The 20,271-nt window shown below is 63.1% G+C and carries 17 protein-coding genes and 1 pseudogene; 2 read left to right on the forward strand and 16 right to left on the reverse strand.

The window, feature by feature from the left end:
• Positions 1–80: 80 nt before the first annotated feature.
• From ABIB36_RS00775 to ABIB36_RS00840, 14 genes and pseudogenes are all read right to left on the reverse strand, one after another.
• Positions 81–1,661 (reverse strand): VWA domain-containing protein, encoded by a 1,581-nt coding sequence (locus tag ABIB36_RS00775; protein ID WP_084347719.1) that lies wholly within the window; start codon positions 1,659–1,661, stop codon positions 81–83.
• A 157-nt stretch (positions 1,662–1,818) separates the two neighbouring features.
• A complete protein-coding gene (locus ABIB36_RS00780) occupies positions 1,819–2,253 on the reverse strand; it encodes a type II toxin-antitoxin system Rv0910 family toxin (RefSeq protein ID WP_084347717.1) in 435 nt (144 codons plus the stop codon).
• An 80-nt stretch (positions 2,254–2,333) separates the two neighbouring features.
• Entirely contained in the window at positions 2,334–3,965 is a 1,632-nt protein-coding gene (locus ABIB36_RS00785; protein WP_084347715.1) for a monocarboxylic acid transporter, read from the reverse strand.
• Positions 3,962–4,261, reverse strand: a complete 300-nt coding sequence (locus ABIB36_RS00790; RefSeq protein WP_084347713.1) for a DUF485 domain-containing protein — start codon at positions 4,259–4,261, stop codon at positions 3,962–3,964. The genes ABIB36_RS00785 and ABIB36_RS00790 overlap by 4 nt, the downstream gene beginning before the upstream one ends.
• 208 nt (positions 4,262–4,469) lie before the next feature.
• On the reverse strand, positions 4,470–6,203 hold the full coding sequence (locus ABIB36_RS00795; protein WP_502944856.1) for a sodium/solute symporter: 1,734 nt from the start codon (positions 6,201–6,203) through the stop codon (positions 4,470–4,472).
• A gap of 2 nt (positions 6,204–6,205) precedes the next feature.
• Positions 6,206–6,571: a DUF485 domain-containing protein gene (locus ABIB36_RS00800; RefSeq protein ID WP_354558897.1), complete on the reverse strand. Its 366-nt coding sequence runs from the start codon at positions 6,569–6,571 to the stop codon at positions 6,206–6,208.
• An 80-nt stretch (positions 6,572–6,651) separates the two neighbouring features.
• Positions 6,652–7,452, reverse strand: a pseudogene (locus ABIB36_RS00805) (LytR/AlgR family response regulator transcription factor); the annotation flags it as partial.
• A 28-nt stretch (positions 7,453–7,480) separates the two neighbouring features.
• Positions 7,481–8,650: a sensor histidine kinase gene (locus ABIB36_RS00810; protein WP_354559278.1), complete on the reverse strand. Its 1,170-nt coding sequence runs from the start codon at positions 8,648–8,650 to the stop codon at positions 7,481–7,483.
• An 11-nt stretch (positions 8,651–8,661) separates the two neighbouring features.
• Complete coding sequence (locus ABIB36_RS00815; RefSeq protein WP_084347703.1) at positions 8,662–9,057, reverse strand: MmcQ/YjbR family DNA-binding protein; 396 nt, start codon at positions 9,055–9,057, stop codon at positions 8,662–8,664.
• A gap of 3 nt (positions 9,058–9,060) precedes the next feature.
• Positions 9,061–10,254: a lipase family protein gene (locus ABIB36_RS00820; RefSeq protein WP_084347701.1), complete on the reverse strand. Its 1,194-nt coding sequence runs from the start codon at positions 10,252–10,254 to the stop codon at positions 9,061–9,063.
• Positions 10,255–11,892: a Na+/H+ antiporter gene (locus tag ABIB36_RS00825; RefSeq protein ID WP_084347699.1), complete on the reverse strand. Its 1,638-nt coding sequence runs from the start codon at positions 11,890–11,892 to the stop codon at positions 10,255–10,257. It abuts the gene before it with no gap.
• A gap of 34 nt (positions 11,893–11,926) precedes the next feature.
• Entirely contained in the window at positions 11,927–12,115 is a 189-nt protein-coding gene (locus ABIB36_RS00830) for an antitoxin (protein WP_084347697.1), read from the reverse strand.
• A gap of 34 nt (positions 12,116–12,149) precedes the next feature.
• The gene (locus ABIB36_RS00835) at positions 12,150–14,570 is read right to left on the reverse strand and encodes an HAD-IC family P-type ATPase (protein ID WP_084347695.1); all 2,421 of its coding nucleotides are present in this window, start codon (positions 14,568–14,570) and stop codon (positions 12,150–12,152) included.
• 22 nt (positions 14,571–14,592) lie between these two features.
• Positions 14,593–15,693 (reverse strand): MBL fold metallo-hydrolase, encoded by a 1,101-nt coding sequence (locus tag ABIB36_RS00840; protein ID WP_354558899.1) that lies wholly within the window; start codon positions 15,691–15,693, stop codon positions 14,593–14,595.
• Positions 15,694–15,816: 123 nt separating this feature from the next.
• Between ABIB36_RS00840 and htpG the strand changes: the two genes are divergently transcribed.
• The gene (htpG, locus tag ABIB36_RS00845; protein WP_084347691.1) at positions 15,817–17,754 is read left to right on the forward strand and encodes a molecular chaperone HtpG; all 1,938 of its coding nucleotides are present in this window, start codon (positions 15,817–15,819) and stop codon (positions 17,752–17,754) included.
• A 122-nt stretch (positions 17,755–17,876) separates the two neighbouring features.
• On the opposite strand, the gene shbA is transcribed toward htpG, so the two are convergent.
• Positions 17,877–18,452 carry an RNA polymerase sigma factor ShbA gene (gene shbA, locus ABIB36_RS00850; RefSeq protein WP_084348057.1) on the reverse strand — a complete coding sequence of 192 codons (576 nt, stop codon included), beginning with the start codon at positions 18,450–18,452 and terminating at the stop codon, positions 17,877–17,879.
• A gap of 229 nt (positions 18,453–18,681) precedes the next feature.
• On the opposite strand from shbA, the gene ABIB36_RS00855 reads away from it, so the two are divergent.
• The gene (locus tag ABIB36_RS00855; RefSeq protein ID WP_354558901.1) at positions 18,682–19,623 is read left to right on the forward strand and encodes an alpha/beta fold hydrolase; all 942 of its coding nucleotides are present in this window, start codon (positions 18,682–18,684) and stop codon (positions 19,621–19,623) included.
• Here ABIB36_RS00855 and ABIB36_RS00860 read toward each other — a convergent pair.
• Positions 19,606–20,226 carry an FHA domain-containing protein gene (locus tag ABIB36_RS00860; RefSeq protein WP_084348056.1) on the reverse strand — a complete coding sequence of 207 codons (621 nt, stop codon included), beginning with the start codon at positions 20,224–20,226 and terminating at the stop codon, positions 19,606–19,608. The genes ABIB36_RS00855 and ABIB36_RS00860 overlap by 18 nt on opposite strands.
• Between the last annotated feature and the right edge of the window lie 45 nt (positions 20,227–20,271).

Raw genomic sequence — 20,271 nt, forward strand, 5'->3', positions numbered from 1 at the left:
TGGTCAGCTATTTACCAGCGACCTGCATCATGCACCAAAATACGACCCCTGGAGACGCTTACCCCAAAAAAGCCCAAAAATCAGCGACCTGATCGACTTTTGAGAGCATTCACGAACACATTGGGAATTTCTGCTGGATTTCGAGCCAAAAAGCTTGTACCACCGGTGGCCGAAGAGATCTGTTGAAGTACTCCGGCGTCGGCGTCGTCGGTGATGCCGATGGTGACGATGATGACCGGCTTCGTCGGGTCCTGCTCCGCGCGGAGCGTGGAGAGCAACTCCTCTAGCCCGACGCTGCCTGGATCCTCGTTGGAACCGTCGGTCAAGATGATGACGCTGTTGATGTAGTCGGGGTCGTATCCCTCTTTGACCTTGCGGAATGCGGCAAGAGTCGTGTCGTATAGGCCGGTACCCCCGCCGACCAGACCCGGGAGGGCGGCGATCTGCTGGACGACGAGGTTGCGTTGCGAGGTCCCGTTCACGTCTTCGTCGAGACGGCGAATCGGAACCAATTCCTTGTAGTCCTGACTGCCGCCGCCGAGGCCGATCGAGAATGCCCACAGCCCCATCGCCGCATTGTCGGGGAACAGCTTGCTTCCCGTTGCGCTGGCTTGAACGGTCAATCCGATGCGCGTGTCCGCGCCGGCACCGTAGGCCATCGAACCGGAAACGTCCTCCATCACCAGAGTCCGCGACGGCAGGGCCAGTACTTGATACTGCCGCAACGTCGCCTCGGCGGTCTGCTGGTCGGCGATGGTCAACGTCAGGATCTTTCCGACGCCGCGGCCGTCGCTGAGAGGTGTGTTGTCCGGTGGACGGAAGCCTGCGTCGGACAACGCTGCCAGGCCGGAAGAGGAGCCAAGTGCATCGGCGACGGCGAGTCCGACGGTCTTGGCGCTCTCGTGAGAGGCACCGGCGGGTTCGGTGACGGCGAGTGGGTAATTCAGGAAGAAGCTACCCGTCGGCGGTGCCGTGGCGCCGAGCTCGGTGCCGGTCGACTTCTCGTAATCCACCAGCGTCTGTTCGGAGACGACGGAAACGCCACCATCGGTAGCCATGTCGTCGAGGCGAACAACCGGATCTGCCTCGCCTCTCGTCGACGCCTGCGCCTGCGCGATCGGGACCAGGGCAGCAGAGACGGAGTCGACTGTGGCGGCGTCTGCACCGGCCTCGGCGAGGGCACCGAGGATTGCAGCGTCGGAAATGGTGTTGGTCAACGGATTTCCGATCCGGAGACTTTTGAGTTGTAGCGCGGTGAGCCAGGTGTCGAAGAACGGCACCTCGTCTCGACGAGCGGCTATCACCGCAGGCGAGCTCGCGACGGACTGGCTGGCGACATCGACGAGCGAGCCGGTGGCCCGAACTGTCTTACCCACCCAGAGTGCCGAATCCGGTATCCACAGCGAGGGGACATCCACGCCCTTGGACACGGCAGCGGATGCCTCTCCCGAGTCGGTGGCCGTCACCTCGATGTTTGCGCAACCGAGATCCTCGGCCGATGTGTCGTCGACCACGTCCTGCACGACGCTCGCGATCGCCGGGTCGGCAGCAAGGGTGTAGGTGGATGGATCCTTGCACCCGGACCCGAATGCTTTCTGCGCGGCGAAGACGCCGACACCGACGATCACCAGGAGTACGACAGCGAGAACGCCGTACTTCACCAATCCCGTCGAGTGGGTGGCCGAACTAGCGGCACTATGTTTCGCTGGACTGTGTCTACCAGGCATTGTGAAGAACCTCTCCGTATGAGCGAGGGCCTCCGATCAGACCCCCACTGCGCGGCTCGCCGAAGCGTATCGCGGCTTTGACCTGCACGCGTTATGCGTAGAGCGACTCGAAGGTCTTCAACGAGTTCTCGATGTCACCTTTCAGAGCTCTCGCGACGACAGAGCCGATGGGACCGAACAGGGGTGTGCCGCCGAGATCGATGTCGAGAGTCAACTGCGAACCGCCGTTTCGGGCAGCGCTCACCGAAAGCACGAGAGCGATCTTGACGCCGCCTTTGCCGTTGCCCTTCAGCTTCAGCTTGTTCGGCGGGTCGTAGCTTTCGATGGTCCAGCGCACCCGATTGCGCATGCCTTTGACGCTGGCGACCGAGTCCAGAGTGGTGCCGACGGCGAGCTCGGCGGGTAGCTCACCTCGCCACGCCTCATGGATGGAAAGCCACTTGTCGTAGTCGGAGAGATCGGACGCATGCGTCCACGTTTGTGCCGGGTCGAGGGGGACGTCGGCGGTCACTTTGAGCTTGGCCACAGCACGGATGGTAGCCGGACACGTCGAGACGCCCGTGTGAGGAGCACATACACGGGCGTCTCGATTGGTAAAACCCAAGGTCAGTGAGCTGAGGCCTTCTCTGCTCCGATGCCGGTCAACGAACGGACCTCCATCTCGGCCTGCTTCGCTTTACTCTCCGAATCCTTCGAAATCAACGTGCCCACGATGCCGAGGATGAACGCGAGTGGGATCGACACGATGCCAGGATTCGACAGCGGGAACCATGCGAAATCCGATCCGGGGATCATCGAGGTCTTCGAGCCGGACACCGCAGGCGAGAAGATGATCAGGACGATGGTCGAGATCAAACCGCCGTACATGCTGAACAGTGCGCCGGTGGTGTTGAACCGACGCCAGAACAACGAGTACAGGATGGTCGGAAGGTTCGCTGCCGCAGCGACGGCGAATGCCAGTGCGACAAGGAATGCGATGTTCTGACCGTTGGCAAGTATTCCGAGACCGATAGCGATGACACCGATGACGACGGCCGTGATGCGGGAAACCTTGACCTGCTTCTTCTCGTCGACGTTGCCCTTCTTGATGACGCTGGCATAGATGTCGTGGGCGAACGACGCCGAGGCGGTGATCGTCAGACCTGCCACGACGGCAAGGATCGTCGCGAATGCTACTGCCGAGATGACACCGAGGAGGATGACGCCACCGAGCTCGAAGGCGAGCAGTGGTGCAGCGGAGTTCTGGCCACCTGCCGACGCGAGGATCCGGTCGGGTCCCACGATCGCGGCGGCGCCGTAACCGAGGACGAGGGTGAAGAGGTAGAACGCACCGATGAGGGCGATCGCCCACACGACGCTGCGTCGAGCTTCTTTCGCAGTAGGCACCGTGTAGAACCGCATGAGAACGTGCGGTAGACCTGCGGTTCCGAGAACCAGTGCGATACCGAGCGAGAGGAAGTTGATCTTCGACGTCGCGCTGCCGCCGTATTGCGCACCTGGCTCGATGATGTCGCGTGCGGCGACTGCGCTGTCGGCCGATCCGGCCACCATGGTCTGTGCGCTACCGATGAGTTCGGAGAAGTTGAGTCCGAACTTGGCGAGCACGAGAACGGTCATGAATGCGGCGCCGACGATCAGGAGCACCGCCTTGATGATCTGCACCCAGGTCGTGCCTTTCATACCGCCGATGAGGACGTACGCGATCATCAGTACACCGACGATCGCGATGACGATCGACTGACCGGTGCGGTCGGAGATGTCGAGCAGGAGGGCAACGAGGCCACCCGCCCCTGCCATCTGCGCCAGCAGATAGAACAGCGAGACCGTCAGCGTCGACAGCGCAGCGGCCGTGCGCACCGGCCCCTGCCGCAACCGGAAGCTCAAGACGTCTGCCATCGTGAATTTGCCGGTGTTCCTGAGCAATTCGGCGACCAGCAGCAACGCGACGAGCCACGCGACGAGGAAGCCGATGGAATACAGAAAGCCGTCGTAACCGTAGACGGCGATCGCACCTGCGATACCGAGGAAGCTTGCAGCGGAAAGATAGTCACCGGCAATCGCGATGCCGTTCTGTGGTCCGGAGAATCCACCGCCCGCGGTGAAGAACTCCGACGCGGTGGCGTTCTTCTTACTGGCCCGGATGACGACGACCATCGTGATGAGCACGAAGGCCACGAAGATGGAGATGTTGACTATCGGCTCGCCGACTGTCGTGTCTGCTGCTTGCGCGAGATTCATCGCTTCAACTCCTGGGAGGCTTCCATCTCGGTACGCAGGGCCAGCGCGCGTGGGTCGAGTTCACGGTTCGCAAATCTCACGTAGATGCCGGTGATCGCGAAGGTGGTGACGAACTGTCCGAGACCGAGCAACAGCCCTATGTTGATGTTTCCCCATACGAGAGTGGACATGAAGTCCGTCGCATAGGTACTGAGCAGGACATACACGAGATACCAGAGGAGGAAGAACGCCGTCATCGGAAAGACGAAGCTGCGCAATCTACGTCGTAACTCCTGAAACTCCGGGCTCGCCTGCATGTCGATGAATGCCTGCGCATCCGGTGGCGGCGGTGAAGTATCCGGTCGTGTCACCTTGTCAGCTCCTCTTCTAGCTCGTCACGGGCTGTGACTCACATCTGTGGGGCAACAGTAAGAGAGCCAGCTCACAAAATGATGTGGTGGCGGCGATCACACGCTCAGCTGTCGGGTTGTGCGCCGAACGGTCGTGTGGAAACGGCGAACGGGCTCACAACTCCTGCTCACGGTCGCGTCCCACGCCGAGACGTTCGGGTGCATGAAGCCTGGTGAATATTCGGCCGACGTCGGCCGGAATCGACGACGGCGTCGCCTTGCTCACCACGATCATCAGAGCGAACGCGATCGGCACGCTGACCGCGGCCGGGTAGCCCAGAATCGCCGTGACCCAGCCGCCCCACAGTCGATCGGGAATGCCGAACACCGACAACGACGCGGCGCCGAGCGATAGGACGCCGCCGCCGATCAGTCCTGACGCCGCCCCGGCCGGAGTCAGTCCGCGCCACCAGATACCGAGCACGAGCAGCGGACACAGCGTCGAAGCGGCGACGGCGAAGACCAGACCCACTGTCCTGGACAAGTCGAGCGAGACCAGCCCGAGGGATAGAACCAGCGGGACCACCCCCGCGAGAATCGCAGCGATGCGGAAGTCTCGGACTCTGCCCCGCAGAACGTCGGTGCTCAGCACCCCGGCGATGCTGACCAACAGGCCCGAGGACGTGGACAGGAATGCAGCGATCGCACCGGCCGCGACGAGGGCCGCGAGCAGTTGCCCACCTACCCCGGACAGCACCGAACCCGGCAACAACAGCACGGCCGCATCGGACGCTCCGGTGATCAGCAGCTGTGGCACATACAAGCGCGCGAACACACCGAGCAGCGTGGGAAACAGGTAGAAGACACTGAGCAGACCGAGCACGGTGAGCGAGGTCAGCCGGGCTGCACGCCCGTCGGGGTTGGTGTAGAACCGCACCAACACGTGCGGCAGCCCCAGGGTGCCGAGGAACGTCGCGAGTATCAGCGAATAGACCTGATACATCGGATGTGTTCCGCCGAGACCCCAACCGGGCGAGGCCCATTCGCGATCGATCGTCGGCGCACCTGCGACTACCGGCACCGGCGAATCCGCGTCGAGAATCAGCGATGTCCCCTCACCCAGTTCGTGTGTGCCACCGTCGAGGGCGATCCTGCCGTCCACCGGTGCGTCGTCGACGGTGCCGTGGACGGTCACCTCGATGCGCGAATCCACCTGCACCAGAACATCTGTGCTGATTTCGACGGTGGTCTCGCGGTCGACCGTCGGTGGGGCCGAACTCCCCAACACGCGATCGTCACCGTAGAAGTGCAGTGCCAGGACGACGGCGGGGACGGCAACAGCAGTCAGCTTGAGCCAGTACTGGAACGCCTGCACGAAGGTGATCGAGCGCATGCCGCCGCCCACCACGTTCGCGATCACGATGACACCGACCAACGCTGCGCCGACCCATCCGGGTACGCCGAGGAGAATGTTCAGCGTCAACCCCGCGCCTTGGAACTGTGGAACCAGATAGAGCGCACAGATGACGACGACGACCACCATCGCGAGCTTGCGGAGCCACAGTGATCCCAACCTGAACTCGGCAAAATCGGGAACGGTGTACGCGCCGCTTCGCCGTAGCGGTGCAGCGACGAACAACAGCAGGCCGAGGTAGCCGGCGGTAAAGCCGATCGGATACCACAGTGCGTCGGCGCCGTATTTGGCGATGAGCCCGGCGACTCCGAGGAACGAGGCCGCGGAGAGGTACTCCCCCGAGATCGCCGCGGCGTTCCACCGCGGCCCGACGGTACGTGAGGCGACAAGAAAATCGGAGGTGGTGCGGGCCAATCGGACGCCGTAGATTCCGATAGCGACGGTAGCGACGGCGGCAGCCAACAACGCCGCCACCGTTACCCACGGCACTGCCACGGCTAGTCGTCCACGAGATCGGTGAACTCGTGTTCGTTGCGCTCGGCCTGGCGCACATAGACCCATCCCACACCGAGAAGCAACGGGTAGATCAGCACACCGAGCACCAACCACGGCAGTCGGATCCCGAACACGACGGCTTCGGCGAATGCTGGAACCAACAGTCCAACAAGCGGAATCGCGAACAGTACACCCAACGCCAGTGCAGCCGATCGGATCGACAACCACAACTGTGCGCGCACGAGGCTTCTCACCATCGCGTCGCCCACTTCGGTCTGTTCCTGCACTTCGACGCGGGTACGAACGATTCTTGCCCCACGCCGTTGCGCGAGGATCACACGCTGCCGCGCGGGCTTCGCATCCGTCATGGGTTGGACCAAGACTGTTTGGACCCGGCCGGTTTGGACCCGGCCGGTTTGGACCCGGCCGGTTTGGACCCGGCCGGTTTGGACCATGCCTGTAACGGCCCGCGAACGAGACGGTCCTTCAGCTCGCGGGCATGTCTGCGGCTCACCGGCAGCTCGACGGCGGCAAGCTCGCCTTGCGCTCGTAGACAGACCACCAGCCCCGATCCGACGCTTTTGATGCCCGTCACCAATGCCAAGGACACGAGGTAGGAACGGTGCACCCGCAGAAATCCGATGTCGGCCCAGCGGCTTTCGAGCGTCGAGATCGGAATCCGAACGAGGTGCGAACCCTGGGTGGTGTGCAGCCTGGCATAGTCGCCCTCCGCCTCGACCCACCCGACGGACGAGCGTTGCACCAGCGTCGTGGTACCGCCGAGCTCCACGGGAATGATCTCGTCACTCCCCGCAGACTCCTGACCACCGGTACTGCGGCCCGCAGCGACGATCCTGCGCAACGACTCCGCGAGCCGCTCCTCGCGCAAAGGTTTGAGCAGATAGTCCACGGCACCGAGATCGAACGCAGCAACTGCACGGTTCTCGTGTGCCGTCACGAACACCACGGCAGGTGGCCGAGCGAAGTTCGCGAGAATTCCAGCGAGCTCCAAGCCGTCGAGACCCGGCATGTTGATATCGAGAAATACAGCATCGACGACGGGTGAGGACGGGCCCGGTTGCTGCTGTAGCCGTCGAAGTGCTGTGGTGGCGTCCGAAGCCGTGTAGACCTGACCGACGACATCCTGCCTGCTCAACAGATATGCAATCTCGTCGAGCGCAGGTTTCTCATCGTCGACTGCGAGCACGGTCAGACCAGGATGGGCCGGGGCGTCGGAGCTGGGAGTCATGGGCGCCGCTCATGTTGCCAGATGAAGGTCACGCTCGAATACCTGCTTTGAATTTCGGCACCCTCATACTCACCTTCGTACCCGATCCCGGCGCGGTGTCCACGACGAGGCCGTAGTCGTTGCCGAAGGCAGCACGCAACCTGTCGTCGACGTTCGACAACCCGACGTGAGCGTGGGTCGATCCGTCGGAGTCGGTGCTCGGAAAGCCCGCGCGCAGCAGTTCCGGATCCATCCCGACACCGTCGTCCTCGACGCTGATCAAACAGTCGGTGCCCTCGTCGGCTGCCACGATCGTGATGCTGCCGCCGCCGGGGTGGCCGGCGATCCCGTGCCGTACGGCGTTCTCCACCAGCGGCTGCAGTGCGAGGAACGGCAGCGCGACGCCCAAGACCTCGGGAGCTACCTGCAGAGTCACCTGGAGCGCGTCGCCGAAGCGCGCCCGTTCGAGGGTCAGATACCGGTCGATGTTGCGCAACTCGTCGGCGAGGACGGTGAACTCCCCTGCAGTTCGGAACGAGTATCGCGTGAAGTCGGCGAACTCGAGAACCAGTTCACGTGCCCGATCCGGATCCGTTCGCACGAACGAGGCGATGGTGCCGAGCGCGTTGTAGATGAAATGTGGGCTGATCTGCGCCCGCAGTGCCCGCACCTCGGCACGATCCAGCCTGGCGCGGGATGCGTCGAGTTCAGCGAGTTCGATCTGGCCACACGCATAGCGCGCGACCTCGGTGATAGCGCCGAGCATGCCGGGCCCCGGCACGTCCGTGGTGACGGCACCGAGAACACCGACCACCCCGACGTCCTCGATGAGCAAGGGCTGGGCGATCAGCGCACGTACCGCATGATCCCCGCCCAGCGGATACGCCAGCAGCACCCGACGCTCGCCGTCGATCGCGCGTCGAGCAGCGTGGTGAAAGAGCTCCGACAGCTCGTCGTAGGGGCCGTTCCAGGTCAACAGTTCGCCGTCCGAATCGCTCACCCCAAGTGCGTCGGTCCCGGTCAGTGCACGTAGATGAGGGGCGGCCTCGGCTGCGGATTCCGGGTCCAGTCCCTGCCTGAGTGGCCGTGCCGCGAGTGAGGCAGTGTGCAACGTCGAATGGACTGCCCGCTCCTCCGGCGTCGTCAGTGCGCGGCGTCCGCGCAGGCTGATCACGGCGATGGCGACGACTGCGAACGCCACGATCACGGCGAACCACATGAGCGCAGAACTCACTCCGGTTGCCGCTCCGCATCGAGTTGGGTGACGAGCGTTCTCGGCGCGACGGTGCGGTACGCATCCTCGACGATATCGGCGATCTGCTCCCAGTCCTGTTCGACGTCGAGGTACACCCCGATCCAGCCGCGACCGCCGACGTACGGTGGATCGTAGAATCGGCTCCCATCGCGAGCGATCCAATCCTGTTGCGCCCCTGCAGGCGCTGCGGCAACGAACCCGATGCGGTCGTCGTGATGGTGGTCGGCGAACATGACGAACTGCGGTGACTTGCGGACGAACCATGCAGGCTCGCCGTGACTGACGCGTTCGGTCGCCTCCGGCAGTGCCATGCACAATGCGCGCAACATCAGCAGTGGCTCGGCAGCCTCTGGTGTCGGTCGATCGAGCATCCTTCAGCCTCCCTGGCAGGTATCGAGTGCAGCTTGTCCCTCGAGACGACCGCTGAGCCACTCGACTGCGTCGTTCGTCGCGCCTTGATCGGAATGACCCTGGTCCGGCGATCGACGAAGCTCGACGACGTCACCCATCGAGCATGCCTGTGTGACGGCGTCCTGTGTCCATTTCGGGTCGATCAGTTGATCCTGCTCGCCGACGACGACCAACAGCGGGACAGCAGTCGGGGTTCGGGGCAGTGCTACCGAACGCAGCCAGTCGACCATCGTGATGCGTGCGGCCTCGGTAGTGGGCTTCGCGTCACCCGGCATCAGTCGCGTTGCTGCGTCCGCCTTCTGGAAACCGAGCAGGTCCGTGCACGCCGTCAGGGCCCGCCGATCTGTGACCAGGGCACCGTTGATGTAGTCCGAGTCGGAAACGTCCGGCTGTTGTGAGCGGAGCCCGTCCACCAGAAAAGGGACCAACAGCATTTGTGCAAGGGTGTTCGACGCCCCGAGATCGAACATGGGGGCGAGATCGAGCGCGGGCGAGAGCGCAGCACTACCGACGAGTTCGAGTCCGTCGCCGTAGTCCGTGCGCTCGGCAGCAGCCCACACCGCTTGTCCACCTTGCGAGTTGCCGACGGCACCCCACCTGGTTCCGGCATCGGGCACGACATTACGGGCTGCTCGGACGGCATCGATGATGTTGTGGGCCGCTGCATCGGGATCGAGATAGGGATGCTCCCCCGGCGTCCCGAGGCCTTCGTAGTCGGTCACCGCGACCACCATGCCGCGTTCGAGGAACGGCGCTACCGTGCCGATGGTGCCCAACAGGTTCGGGTAGAGCGAGGGCGCGCATTCGTCCGTGACCCCGGTCGTGCCGTGTCCGACGGACACGATCGGCCAGCCACCTTCAGGCGGAGCCCCTTTCGGCACGAACACCACTCCCGACACCTCGGTCCCGGTATCACCTGTTCGCGATGTCGACCGATACACGACGCGGGTGGCGGTGGCACCGAGGACGCGGACCGCAAGATCGGTATGCCCAATCTCGATCGAGGAGACGATCGAACCGCGCTCCGCGCCGACCGGCGCAGCAGGAACGGGAGCGTCAGCGGATGGGAGTGTCACCGCTTGGGGCTGAGCGCAGGCAGTCAGGGCCAGCACCGAGAGGGTCAGCGCCGAAAAGGCGGCCACTATCGTCTTGCGCATCTACCTGCTCCTACGATCGATGCGAGCCTCGGCGGCAGCCTCTTCGACGTCGAGACCGTCGAGGACGTCTCGAAGAATCTCGTCGTCGAGCTCGCCGGAGTCTCGCGCTTGGACAAGGGCGGCACGCTGCGCCACCAGAACGTTTCGGCGAAGCGCGTCGAACAGTGCCCCTGCAGCGGCTGCCCGTTCCTCATGGTCCTCGGTTTCGTCGGCGTCCATTCGGGCGCGAACGGATCTTCGCACTCGTTCGAGAACGGCATCGACGGATTCAGCACTCACACCCGGAAGTCCTTCGTGCGCAGCGGCTGTCATGTACTTTTCGGCCGATGTGCGGGAGATGGTCCGCGCGAGAGCCCACTGCTCGTCGTGCTGCTGCTGCTCGAGTGGGTCGGCAACGTCCAATCGACGGATCAGATACGGAAGCGTCAGCCCTTGGATCAACAACGTGCCGACCGCGACGACGAAGGCGACGGCTTGGATGACTCCACGCCCGGGGAACGGATCGCCTGCGACCGTGACGAGCGGAACACCGGACGCTGCAGCAAGTGTCACCACGCCGCGCATCCCGGCCCACGACAGGACGAGGTTTTGGCGCCAGGTCAGGCCGAGCGCATCGGAGTTCTCGGATTTGTTCTTGCGCACCATTTTTCGCACCAGGATCCGGCGACCGGTGTTGAGAAATATCCACCCGGGACGCACCGCGATGACGAAGGCGAGAATCACGAGTGCATACGCGAAGATGTGCAGCACCGGCAGGCCGTCCGCTCGAACGTCCTCGATGACGAACTTCAGTTGCAAACCCATGTAGGCGAACACGAACGCCTCGAGCAGAAGATCGACCGTCGGCCACACCTGACGTTCCTGAATTCTGGTTGTCACCGCGACATCGGCCGTCACGCGGCCCAGCACGAAACCAGCTGTGACGACGGCCAATACACCCGAGGCGTGGATCTCCTCGGCGGCGAGGTACGCCGCAAAGGGAAGCACGAGCCCGAGGACGGTCTCGAGCGCCGAGTCCTGAATTCGAGACCGGACGAACCGCACCAGGCCGGCAAGGACGAGGCCGATGAGGACACCGCCGACGATCTCGTATGCGAAGAACAGGACCGGTGAGTCGATGGCGATGCGTTGCCCGGTCACCGAGGCGACCGCCAAGGTGAACAGCGTCAACGCTGCGGCATCGTTGACGAGGCTTTCCCCGGTGAGTATCGCCATCATCCGCGACGGCAGCCCGAGCTTACGGCCGACTGCGATGGCAGCCACGGCATCGGGTGGGGCGACGACTGCACCCAGCACGAGCGCCGCTCCGAGCGTGAATTCCGGAACCAGCCAGTTGGCGAAGTAGCCGACTGCGAAGGTCGTGACGAGAACCATCACGATCCCCAGTCGAAGAATGTGTGCAAGGTTCTTACGGAAACTGACGAACGAAAAGTTCAGCGCCGCTGAATACAGCAGCGGCGGCAGCACGACCCCGAGGATCAGATCCGGCGCGAGCGTCACATGCGGCACGCCCGGGATGAACGATGCAACGGACCCCACTGCGACCAGAACCAGCGGAACCTGCAGGTCGAGACGCTTGGCGAACCCAGCAACCGCGACAGCGGCGATGACGACGAGAAGCAGGATGGGTCCGTCCACAGCTAGATTGTGCCGTCCACCGAGCAAGAACCCACTACTTGTCCGGAATGGCGTTCTTCGCGGCGTCCTGAACCTTGTCGACCTGATCGGCGTACTTTCCACCGGTCTTCTTGTCGACGAAGTCTCCGGCTTTGTCCACGGCCTGCTCGATCTTGTCCGAATTCTCGGCGGCAGCTTTCTGCCCCTTGCCGATAAGGCCCTTCAACGAATCTGCAAAACTCATGACCGCTCCTTCTGGTACGTGGATGGCAACAAGACTACGTCGCGCCGCCCACCGGCATGGCACCGAACAGTCGACGCTTTTCACCGTGCAGCGCGGCACTGATCCACCAGGCGGCTTCGACCGCGACGATACCCACGGCCCCGATGACGATCGCCGACGTCGTCATAGCGACATTCGAGGGGTCGAGTTTGAAGAACGTCCGGCAGAACGGAATGGTGAACAGCAGTAAGTAGCCGACGACCGATCCCGTGAGCAGCGCGATCTTCCACCACTCGTACGGTCTGGCGACGACCGCGAGCACCCACAACGCGATCATGATCAAGGTGATCAATGCTGTCGTACTGGCCTGGATGGTTTGTGTTTCGGTGGCGTCGGCGCCCTGGTAGGCGAGCAGATACGACACGAACGTCGCGACTCCGACGATCACGCCCGAGGGGACCGCCAAGCGCATGACGCGGGATACGAAGCCGGTTCGGGCACGCTCATTGTTGGGTGCGAGCGAGAGAATGAATGCCGGAATACCGATCGTGAACCAGGCTGCAATGGTCACGTGCCGCGGGAGGAACGGATACGGAATCGGTTCGAAATGGAAGATCTGCGACAACACCCCGGTCAGCCCGATGAGGAACGCCAGCAATACCGAATAGACGGTCTTGGTCAGAAACAGGTTCGATACGCGCTCGATGTTGCCGATCACCCGGCGGCCTTCGCCGACCACATACGGCAGTGTCGCGAACTTGTTGTCCAACAACACGATCTGCGCGACGGCACGAGTTGCGGCGCTACCCGAGCCCATGGCCACACCGATGTCGGCATCTTTGAGTGCGAGCACGTCGTTGACTCCATCACCGGTCATCGCCACGGTGTGCCCGCGCGACTGCAGCGCGCCGACCATCGCTCGTTTCTGATCCGGCCGGACCCGTCCGAAAGTCGTCGAATTCTCGATGGTGTCGGCCAAATCCTCCGAATTCTCCGGCAGATCGCGTCCGTCGATCGGCGAACTCGTCAGACCGAGCGAACTCGCGACAGCTCCGACCGAGACCGCATTGTCACCGGAGATGACCTTGACGGCAACTGCCTGGCTTGCGAAGAATTCGAGCGTTTCGCGGGCATCCGCGCGCACTTTCTGCTCGAGAACGATCAATGCGCGGGGCGTCACCTCGCCCGGGGCAGAAGGGTCGTCGACGGGGAGGTTGCTGCTCGCCAACAACAGGACTCGCAGACCGGCCGATCCGGCTTCCTCGGCCGCCCGCGCGGTGTCCGATTGCGGGTCCAGCAGGACATCGGGCGCACCGAGCAGCCAATCGCCGTGGTCGCCGTAGGACAATCCGCTCCACTTCTTTGCCGAGGAGAACGGAGCTACCGCGGTCTGCGTCCAACCGGGAGCGTCGGGGTACGCCTCGGCAATGGCGAGCACGCTCGCGTTCGGTCGCGGATCGTCGTTCGCCAGCGCAGCGAGAACCGGCGGCAGGACCTCGGCATCACCTGGATCCACGACCCGCAGTTCGGCCAGCCGCATACCGTTCTCGGTGAGCGTTCCCGTCTTGTCGGCGCACACCACATCCACGCGCGCGAGACCCTCGATCGCGGGCAGCTCCTGCACGAGACATTGCCGCCTGCCGAGTCGGACCACTCCGACGGCGAAGGCGATCGAGGTCATCAGCACCAGACCCTCGGGAACCATCGGCACCAACGCCGCGACCATGCCGTTCAGCGCAGGTCCGAGAGACTGTCCGCTCGAAAACAACTGGTTGTAGATGATCAGGGCGCCCGCCGGAATCATCAGATAGGTGATGAACTTCAAAATCTTGTCGATGCCGCTACGCAGTTCGGAATGTACGAGCGTGAACTTGCTGGCCTCGTCGGCGAGCTTGGCGGCATAGGCATCGTGACCGACCTTCGTCGCCCGGTACGCCCCACTCCCCGCGACGACGAAACTCCCCGACAGCACCTCACCGTCGACCTGCTTGTGAATGGTGTCGGCCTCGCCGGTCAGCAGCGATTCGTCGATCTCGAGACTGTCCGATTCGATCACCACCCCGTCCACGACGATCTGATCACCCGAACCCAGCTCGATGACGTCCCCGAGCACCACCTCGTCCGGCGCAACTTCCCTGGCCTCACCGTCACGCCTGACGACCGGTTTGCTCTGCCCCACGATCGCAAGCGCGTCGAGAGTTCTCTTGGCTCGAATCTCCTGGATGATGCCGATCCCGCTGTTCGCGACGATCAGCAGCCCGAACATGCCATCGATGACCGAACCCGTCGACAGCACGATGGCCAGTAGGACACCCAGAATCGCGTTGATGCGGGTGAAGACGTTGCCACGAACGATTTCCTTGACAGACCGGCTTGCGCGGGCCGGGACGTCGTTGGACTTGCCCTCGGATCGAAGTGTCGCCACCTCTTCTTCGGTGAGTCCGTTCTCGCGCTGAGCGTCCGTTTCGATCGACATGGCAGTAAGACTAGGCCGTCGATCAGCCCAACCGAGCCCACCAACGGTCGCCGGCCAACCCTCGCGCGAGATCCACCCGTTGACCAGGCATCGGAACCGAAACCTTCACCCCCGACTGCTCGGCTGCCGCGGTCAAACGGACGATCGGCTCCGACCACGGATGGAACGCCAAATTGAATGTCGCCCAATGCACGGGAACCAGGACGTCGCCGCCGAGGTCTCCGTGTGCGCGCACCGCTTCCTCGGGATTCATGTGAATGTCCGACCAGCGCGGGTCGTAGGCCCCGACGGGCAACAACGTGAGATCGAAGGGACCGTACTTTGCCCCGATCTCGGCGAATTTGGTGGTGTATCCGGTGTCGCCGCCGAAGAAGACGCGGTGCGAGGCGCCGGCGAAGGCCCACGACGCCCACTGCGTCAGATCCCGCCTGAGCCCACGTCCGGAGAAGTGCCGCGCCTCGGTGCACGTGATCGTCAGTCCGGCGACCTCGGTCTGCTCGTCCCAATCCAGCTCGATGATTCGGTCCTGAGGAATTCGCCACCGAAGAAGGTGCGCGCCGATCCCGATCGGTACGACGAACGGTGCATCGTGTAGCCCCGCGAGCTGCTGCACGGTCGCCTTGTCGAGATGGTCGTAATGATCGTGGGAAATGACGATCACGTCGACACGTGGCAACGCGTCGAGCGGCGCAGGGCTCGGATGCAATCGCGCGGGTCCGACGATCGTGGACGGAGATACCCGGTTGCTCCACACTGGATCGGCCAACACACGAACCCCGTCGACCTCGATGAGTACACTCGAATGCCCGTACCAGGTCACTGCGATATCGCCGGCATCGACGGGAGCGATCAGTGGGGCGAGCGGAACCGGACGGCTCGGCCGCCCCTGCGAACGACCGCGCAGCAGCGACCGCAGGATCGACTCCTCGCCACCGCCGGTGAAGCTCGAACTCGGTTCGGAGTTGTGGAAACGTCGGTCACGATATCGAGAGGAGCCCGCGGCATACGGGGCGATCTTGGCGGTGCCGGCTCCCAGTTGTGCCGGCAAACCCCAGGCAGCCCTGGTCAGCCACGCCGCGCCGGCAGCTGCGAGCGCGATCGGCACTATCGTTTTCTTCGTCACCGCACCACAGTAGGTCAGCCGCGCTTCGCGCGAGGTGCGGCCAGCTCGACATATGCGCGCAGAAGTAGCCTTGCACTAGAATATTTGCTTACCGTTTGCCCTAGAAGGAGATCTCACTTACCCATGACCACGGAACAGCGGGAATTTCAGGCGGAGACGCGACAGCTCCTCGACTTGATGGTTCACTCCATCTACTCCAACAAGGACAGCTTTCTACGCGAGCTGATTTCCAACTCCTCCGATGCACTCGACAAGCTGCGCCTCGAGTCGTATCAGAACAAAGACCTCGACGTCGACGTCTCCGATCTGCACATCGAACTCGACATCGACAAACAGGCACGCACACTCACCATCCGCGACAACGGCATCGGCATGTCGCGTGCGGAGGTCATCGACCTCATCGGCACGCTCGCCAAGTCCGGCACCGCGGAAGTACGCAAGAAGCTCAAGGAAGCCAAAGATGCAGCAGCCTCCGAAGAGCTGATCGGACAGTTCGGGATCGGCTTCTACTCGACGTTCATGGTCGCCGAGAAGGTGACGCTGCTGACGCGTCGGGCAGGCGAGGCAACGGCAACCAAGTGGGAGTCCACCGGCGAGGGCACCTACGAGATCAGTGACGTCGAGGACGCACCTCAGGGCAGTTCGGTGACTCTGCACCTCAAGCCTGCCGACGAGGAGGACCACCTCCACGACTACGCAGACGAGCGCAAGGTCAAGGAACTCGTCAAGAAGTACTCCGACTTCATCGCCTGGCCCATCCGCATCGATGTGGAGAAGCGAGTCACCAGCCCGAAGGACGAGAACGGCGAGGGTGGCGAAGAGACCGTCACGATCGAGACGGAAACCGTTAACTCCCAGAAGGCGCTGTGGACCCGCTCCAAGGACGAAGTATCCGAAGAGGAGTACAAGGAGTTCTACAAGCATGTGAGCCACGCCTGGGACGAGCCACTCGAAGTCATCCCGTTCAAGGCCGAAGGCACCTTCGAATACCAAGCGCTGCTGTTCATTCCGTCGCAGGCACCGTTCGACTTGTTCATGCGCGAAGGCAAGACCGGCGTACACCTGTACGTCAAGCGAGTCTTCATCATGGACGACTGCGAAGAGCTGATGCCCGAGTACCTGCGTTTCGTTCGCGGTGTCGTCGACGCAGCCGATCTCTCGCTCAACGTCTCCCGCGAAATCCTGCAGCAGGACAGGCAGATTCGCGCGATCCGTCGTCGCCTCACCCGTAAGGTGCTCGCGACGATCAAGGAAATGCAGGCCGAGCAGCCCGAGAAGTACACGACCTTCTGGTCGCAGTTCGGTCGCGCGATCAAGGAAGGTCTGATCTCGGACTCCGACAATCGCGAGGCGTTGCTGGCACTGTCCTCGTTCAGCTCGACTTTCAGCGAGGAAGGCGTCACCACCCTCGCCGAGTACGTCGACCGCATGAAGGACGGCCAGGAGCAGATCTACTACATGACGGGCGAGTCCCGTTCGCAGATCGAAAGCTCCCCGCACATGGAGGCCTTCAAAGCGCGCGGCCTCGAAGTGCTGTTGCTGACCGACTCGGTCGACGAAGTGTGGGTCGGAAACGTCCCCGACTTCGACGGCAAGGAGTTCCAGTCGATCTCCAAGGGCGAGGTCGACCTGGACACCGAGGAGGAGAAGAAGGAGGCCGAGGCCCAGCGCGAAGAGCAGGACAAGGACTTCGCCGACCTGCTGACGTGGATGACCGAGACTCTCGGTGACGACGTCAAAGAGGTACGCCTCTCCTCGCGTCTGACCACCTCACCTGCCTGTGTCGTCGGTGACGAGTTCAGCTTCTCGCCGCAACTCGAGAAGATGTACAAGGCGTCGGGGCAGTTCGTTCCGCCGTCCAAGCGCATCCTCGAACTGAACCCGAAGCACGATCTGGTGACGGGTCTGAAGAAAGCGCGTGAGGATCGCAGCGAGGACCCGAACCTCGCAGAGACAGCCGAGTTGCTGTATGCGACAGCACTGCTCGCCGAGGGTACCGAACTCAAGGACCCTGCCAAGTTCTCCCGTTTGCTTGCCGATCGGTTGACGCGGACGGTCTAGTCGGCTCGGGTGCGTGCGCCACTGACCGCGCACCCTTTTTCTCGAGTGAACCCCCTAGTTCTTCCAAGAGCTTGGGGGTTCACTCATGGAAAAGGGTGTTCACTCGCCGCGGTGATATACGTTCACGCACACAGTAGAGAAAAGTTGGTCAACTCCGAACGCAGATTGTTCAGCGCTCGGTGCTGCGCTACCCGAACCGCCCCGGCGGTCATATTCAGGGCGCGACCTGTTTCGGGGGCCGTCATTCCCCACACGACGCGCATCAGAATGATCTTTCGGTGCTGCGGCGACAGGGTGTCCATCAACGCCTGCGCGTGAGTCTGCAATTCGGTTTCCAGAACGCGGTCCTCGGGCGTTTCTTCCGACACCAATTCATCGGTTGCCGCTTCTAGCGAGTAGGCCCGCCGAACCGTTGCTCTTCGACCCGCGTCGGCCAGTTTGTGTGACGCGATGCCGAACACGAACGCCATGAAGGGGCGCCCCATGTCGCGGTACTTGGGAACGGCAGTCACCAGAGCGAGGCATACGTCCTGCACGACGTCGTCGGCCGAGACGTCCAGATTGCCCAACCGTGCAGCGCAGTAACGCTTGAGGCGCGGCTGTACCAGTTCGAGCACTTTGCCGAGCGCTACACGGTCTCCGACCACCGCCAGCGCCACCTGTGCCTCGAGCAACTCCACGACGTCGACATCGGTCATCGCCCCGTCCTCCCTGCTCACCCTGCGCCTGTATGTAGTTCGATCCTGTGCGGTCGATGGTTTGGTCACTACCCACCCGAGGGTGGAAATAGTGACCCCTCGGGTGCGGCCCTACCCCCTATCAGGTGCGTTCCGAAGCCAGAAGCGCCGCGGCACAGTGATGTAGGTAACACAAGTGGCGGTTCTCGCGAATCACCACTAGAGACCATCGAAGACATCGGAGTCCCTCATGAACGAACGGCGCAGGTTCAGCACAGTCGCGACAGACGACGGCACCACGCTGGCAGTTCACGAGAGCGGACGCCTCGATGCCGGTCTGACCGTGGTGTTCGTGCACGGTCACTGCCTACGGATGGAATCCTGGTTCGACGTCCGAGACGAACTCGAGCAATCGTGGGGAGCGGACGTTCGGATGGTCTTCTACGACCACCGCGGCCACGGTGCGTCCGGGTCCGCCGACGCCGAGTCGTACACGATAGACACTCTCGGCCGCGACCTCGGTGCAGTGGTACGAGCAGTGGTCCCGACCGGCAGATACGTGATCGTCGGGCACTCGATGGGTGGTATGACGACGATGTCCTACGCCCGTCAGCACCTGGGTGAAGTAGGCGAACGCCTGGTGGGCGTCGGATTGGTCGCCACCGCATCCTCGGGGTTGGCCGAGGAGGGCCTCGGCGTCTGCCTCGCACATCCGCTGCTCGCGATGTTCCAGTCCGCGGTTCGACGCGCCCCGTCGATCATGGCGATCACCAAGCGCATGAGCCGGGGGGTGTGCGCCCCCATCGTCCGGGCTGCCGGGTGCGGATCCCGCCGCGTCAGACCGCGGGTCGTCGCGCTGGCGACAGCGATGCTCAACGACACCTCCGTCGTCACAATGGCAGGATTCCTCGGTTCACTGCACGACTTCGACGAGAGGGAAAGCCTTGCTGCCCTGGCCGTCGTACCGACCTTCGTGCTGTGTGGGTCCGAGGACTTGATGACGCCCATCCGCCACTCGCATGTCATTGCGGCCCTACTGCCCGCGGCCCGAATGGTGAGCATCGAGAACGCCGGGCACATGGTGATCCTCGAACGCGCAGCAGAAGTGGCCGACGCGATCCGTACTCTCGTCGTGGCAGCGGAGACCGCCGCAACAACCACGACCGGCGCCGCCCTACAGGTCGCGTTGTGAGATGGCACCGCTCTGCAGGGCACGTTCGGCGAGCCTGAGTCGCTTCTGATTCTGCGGCAAGTCCTCGACCCCGAACTTGGCGAACAAGACGCGGAGGTGAGTCTTGACGGCATCGATGCTCAGGAAGATCTCCGCTGCGATCTGCTGATTCGACGACGGGTTCGCAAACGTCGCATTGTGTTTGTAAGGCCTGCACAACGCGATGAGAACGGCGCGTTGAGTGTCGGTCAGTGTCCTGGCCTTCGGGAGGTCCGCGGCGACGCGAGTGGCCTCGTCGCGGAGGCCTGAGTAGTCGTGGAAGGTCAGAGTCGACCCACCGACGCGGATCGTGTCCCCCTGCCGCAGACTCCGCCTACCGGTGAGCCGGTCCCCGTTCAGGTAGGTACCGTTCCGGGACAATCCGTCGTCGACGAGAGTCCAGTGCGTTCCCATCCACTCGATGGCCGCGTGAAGCCGTGAGACCTCGTGATCGGTTTCGAACGCGATGTCAGCCTGCGGGGAACGTCCGACAGTGAGTCGAACACGCTCGGGCGAGAGGATCACCTCGTGTCGCACGCCGTCGGACCCTTCGTACTGCAGGCGCGAATTCTCTTCGGTGCTCACCACACCTCCCGGTTCACGTGAAAAGCATACGCACGCGGGAGAGCG

Source organism: Rhodococcus sp. UYP9, assembly GCF_040547235.1.
In the GTDB taxonomy this organism is placed as follows: domain Bacteria; phylum Actinomycetota; class Actinomycetes; order Mycobacteriales; family Mycobacteriaceae; genus Rhodococcoides.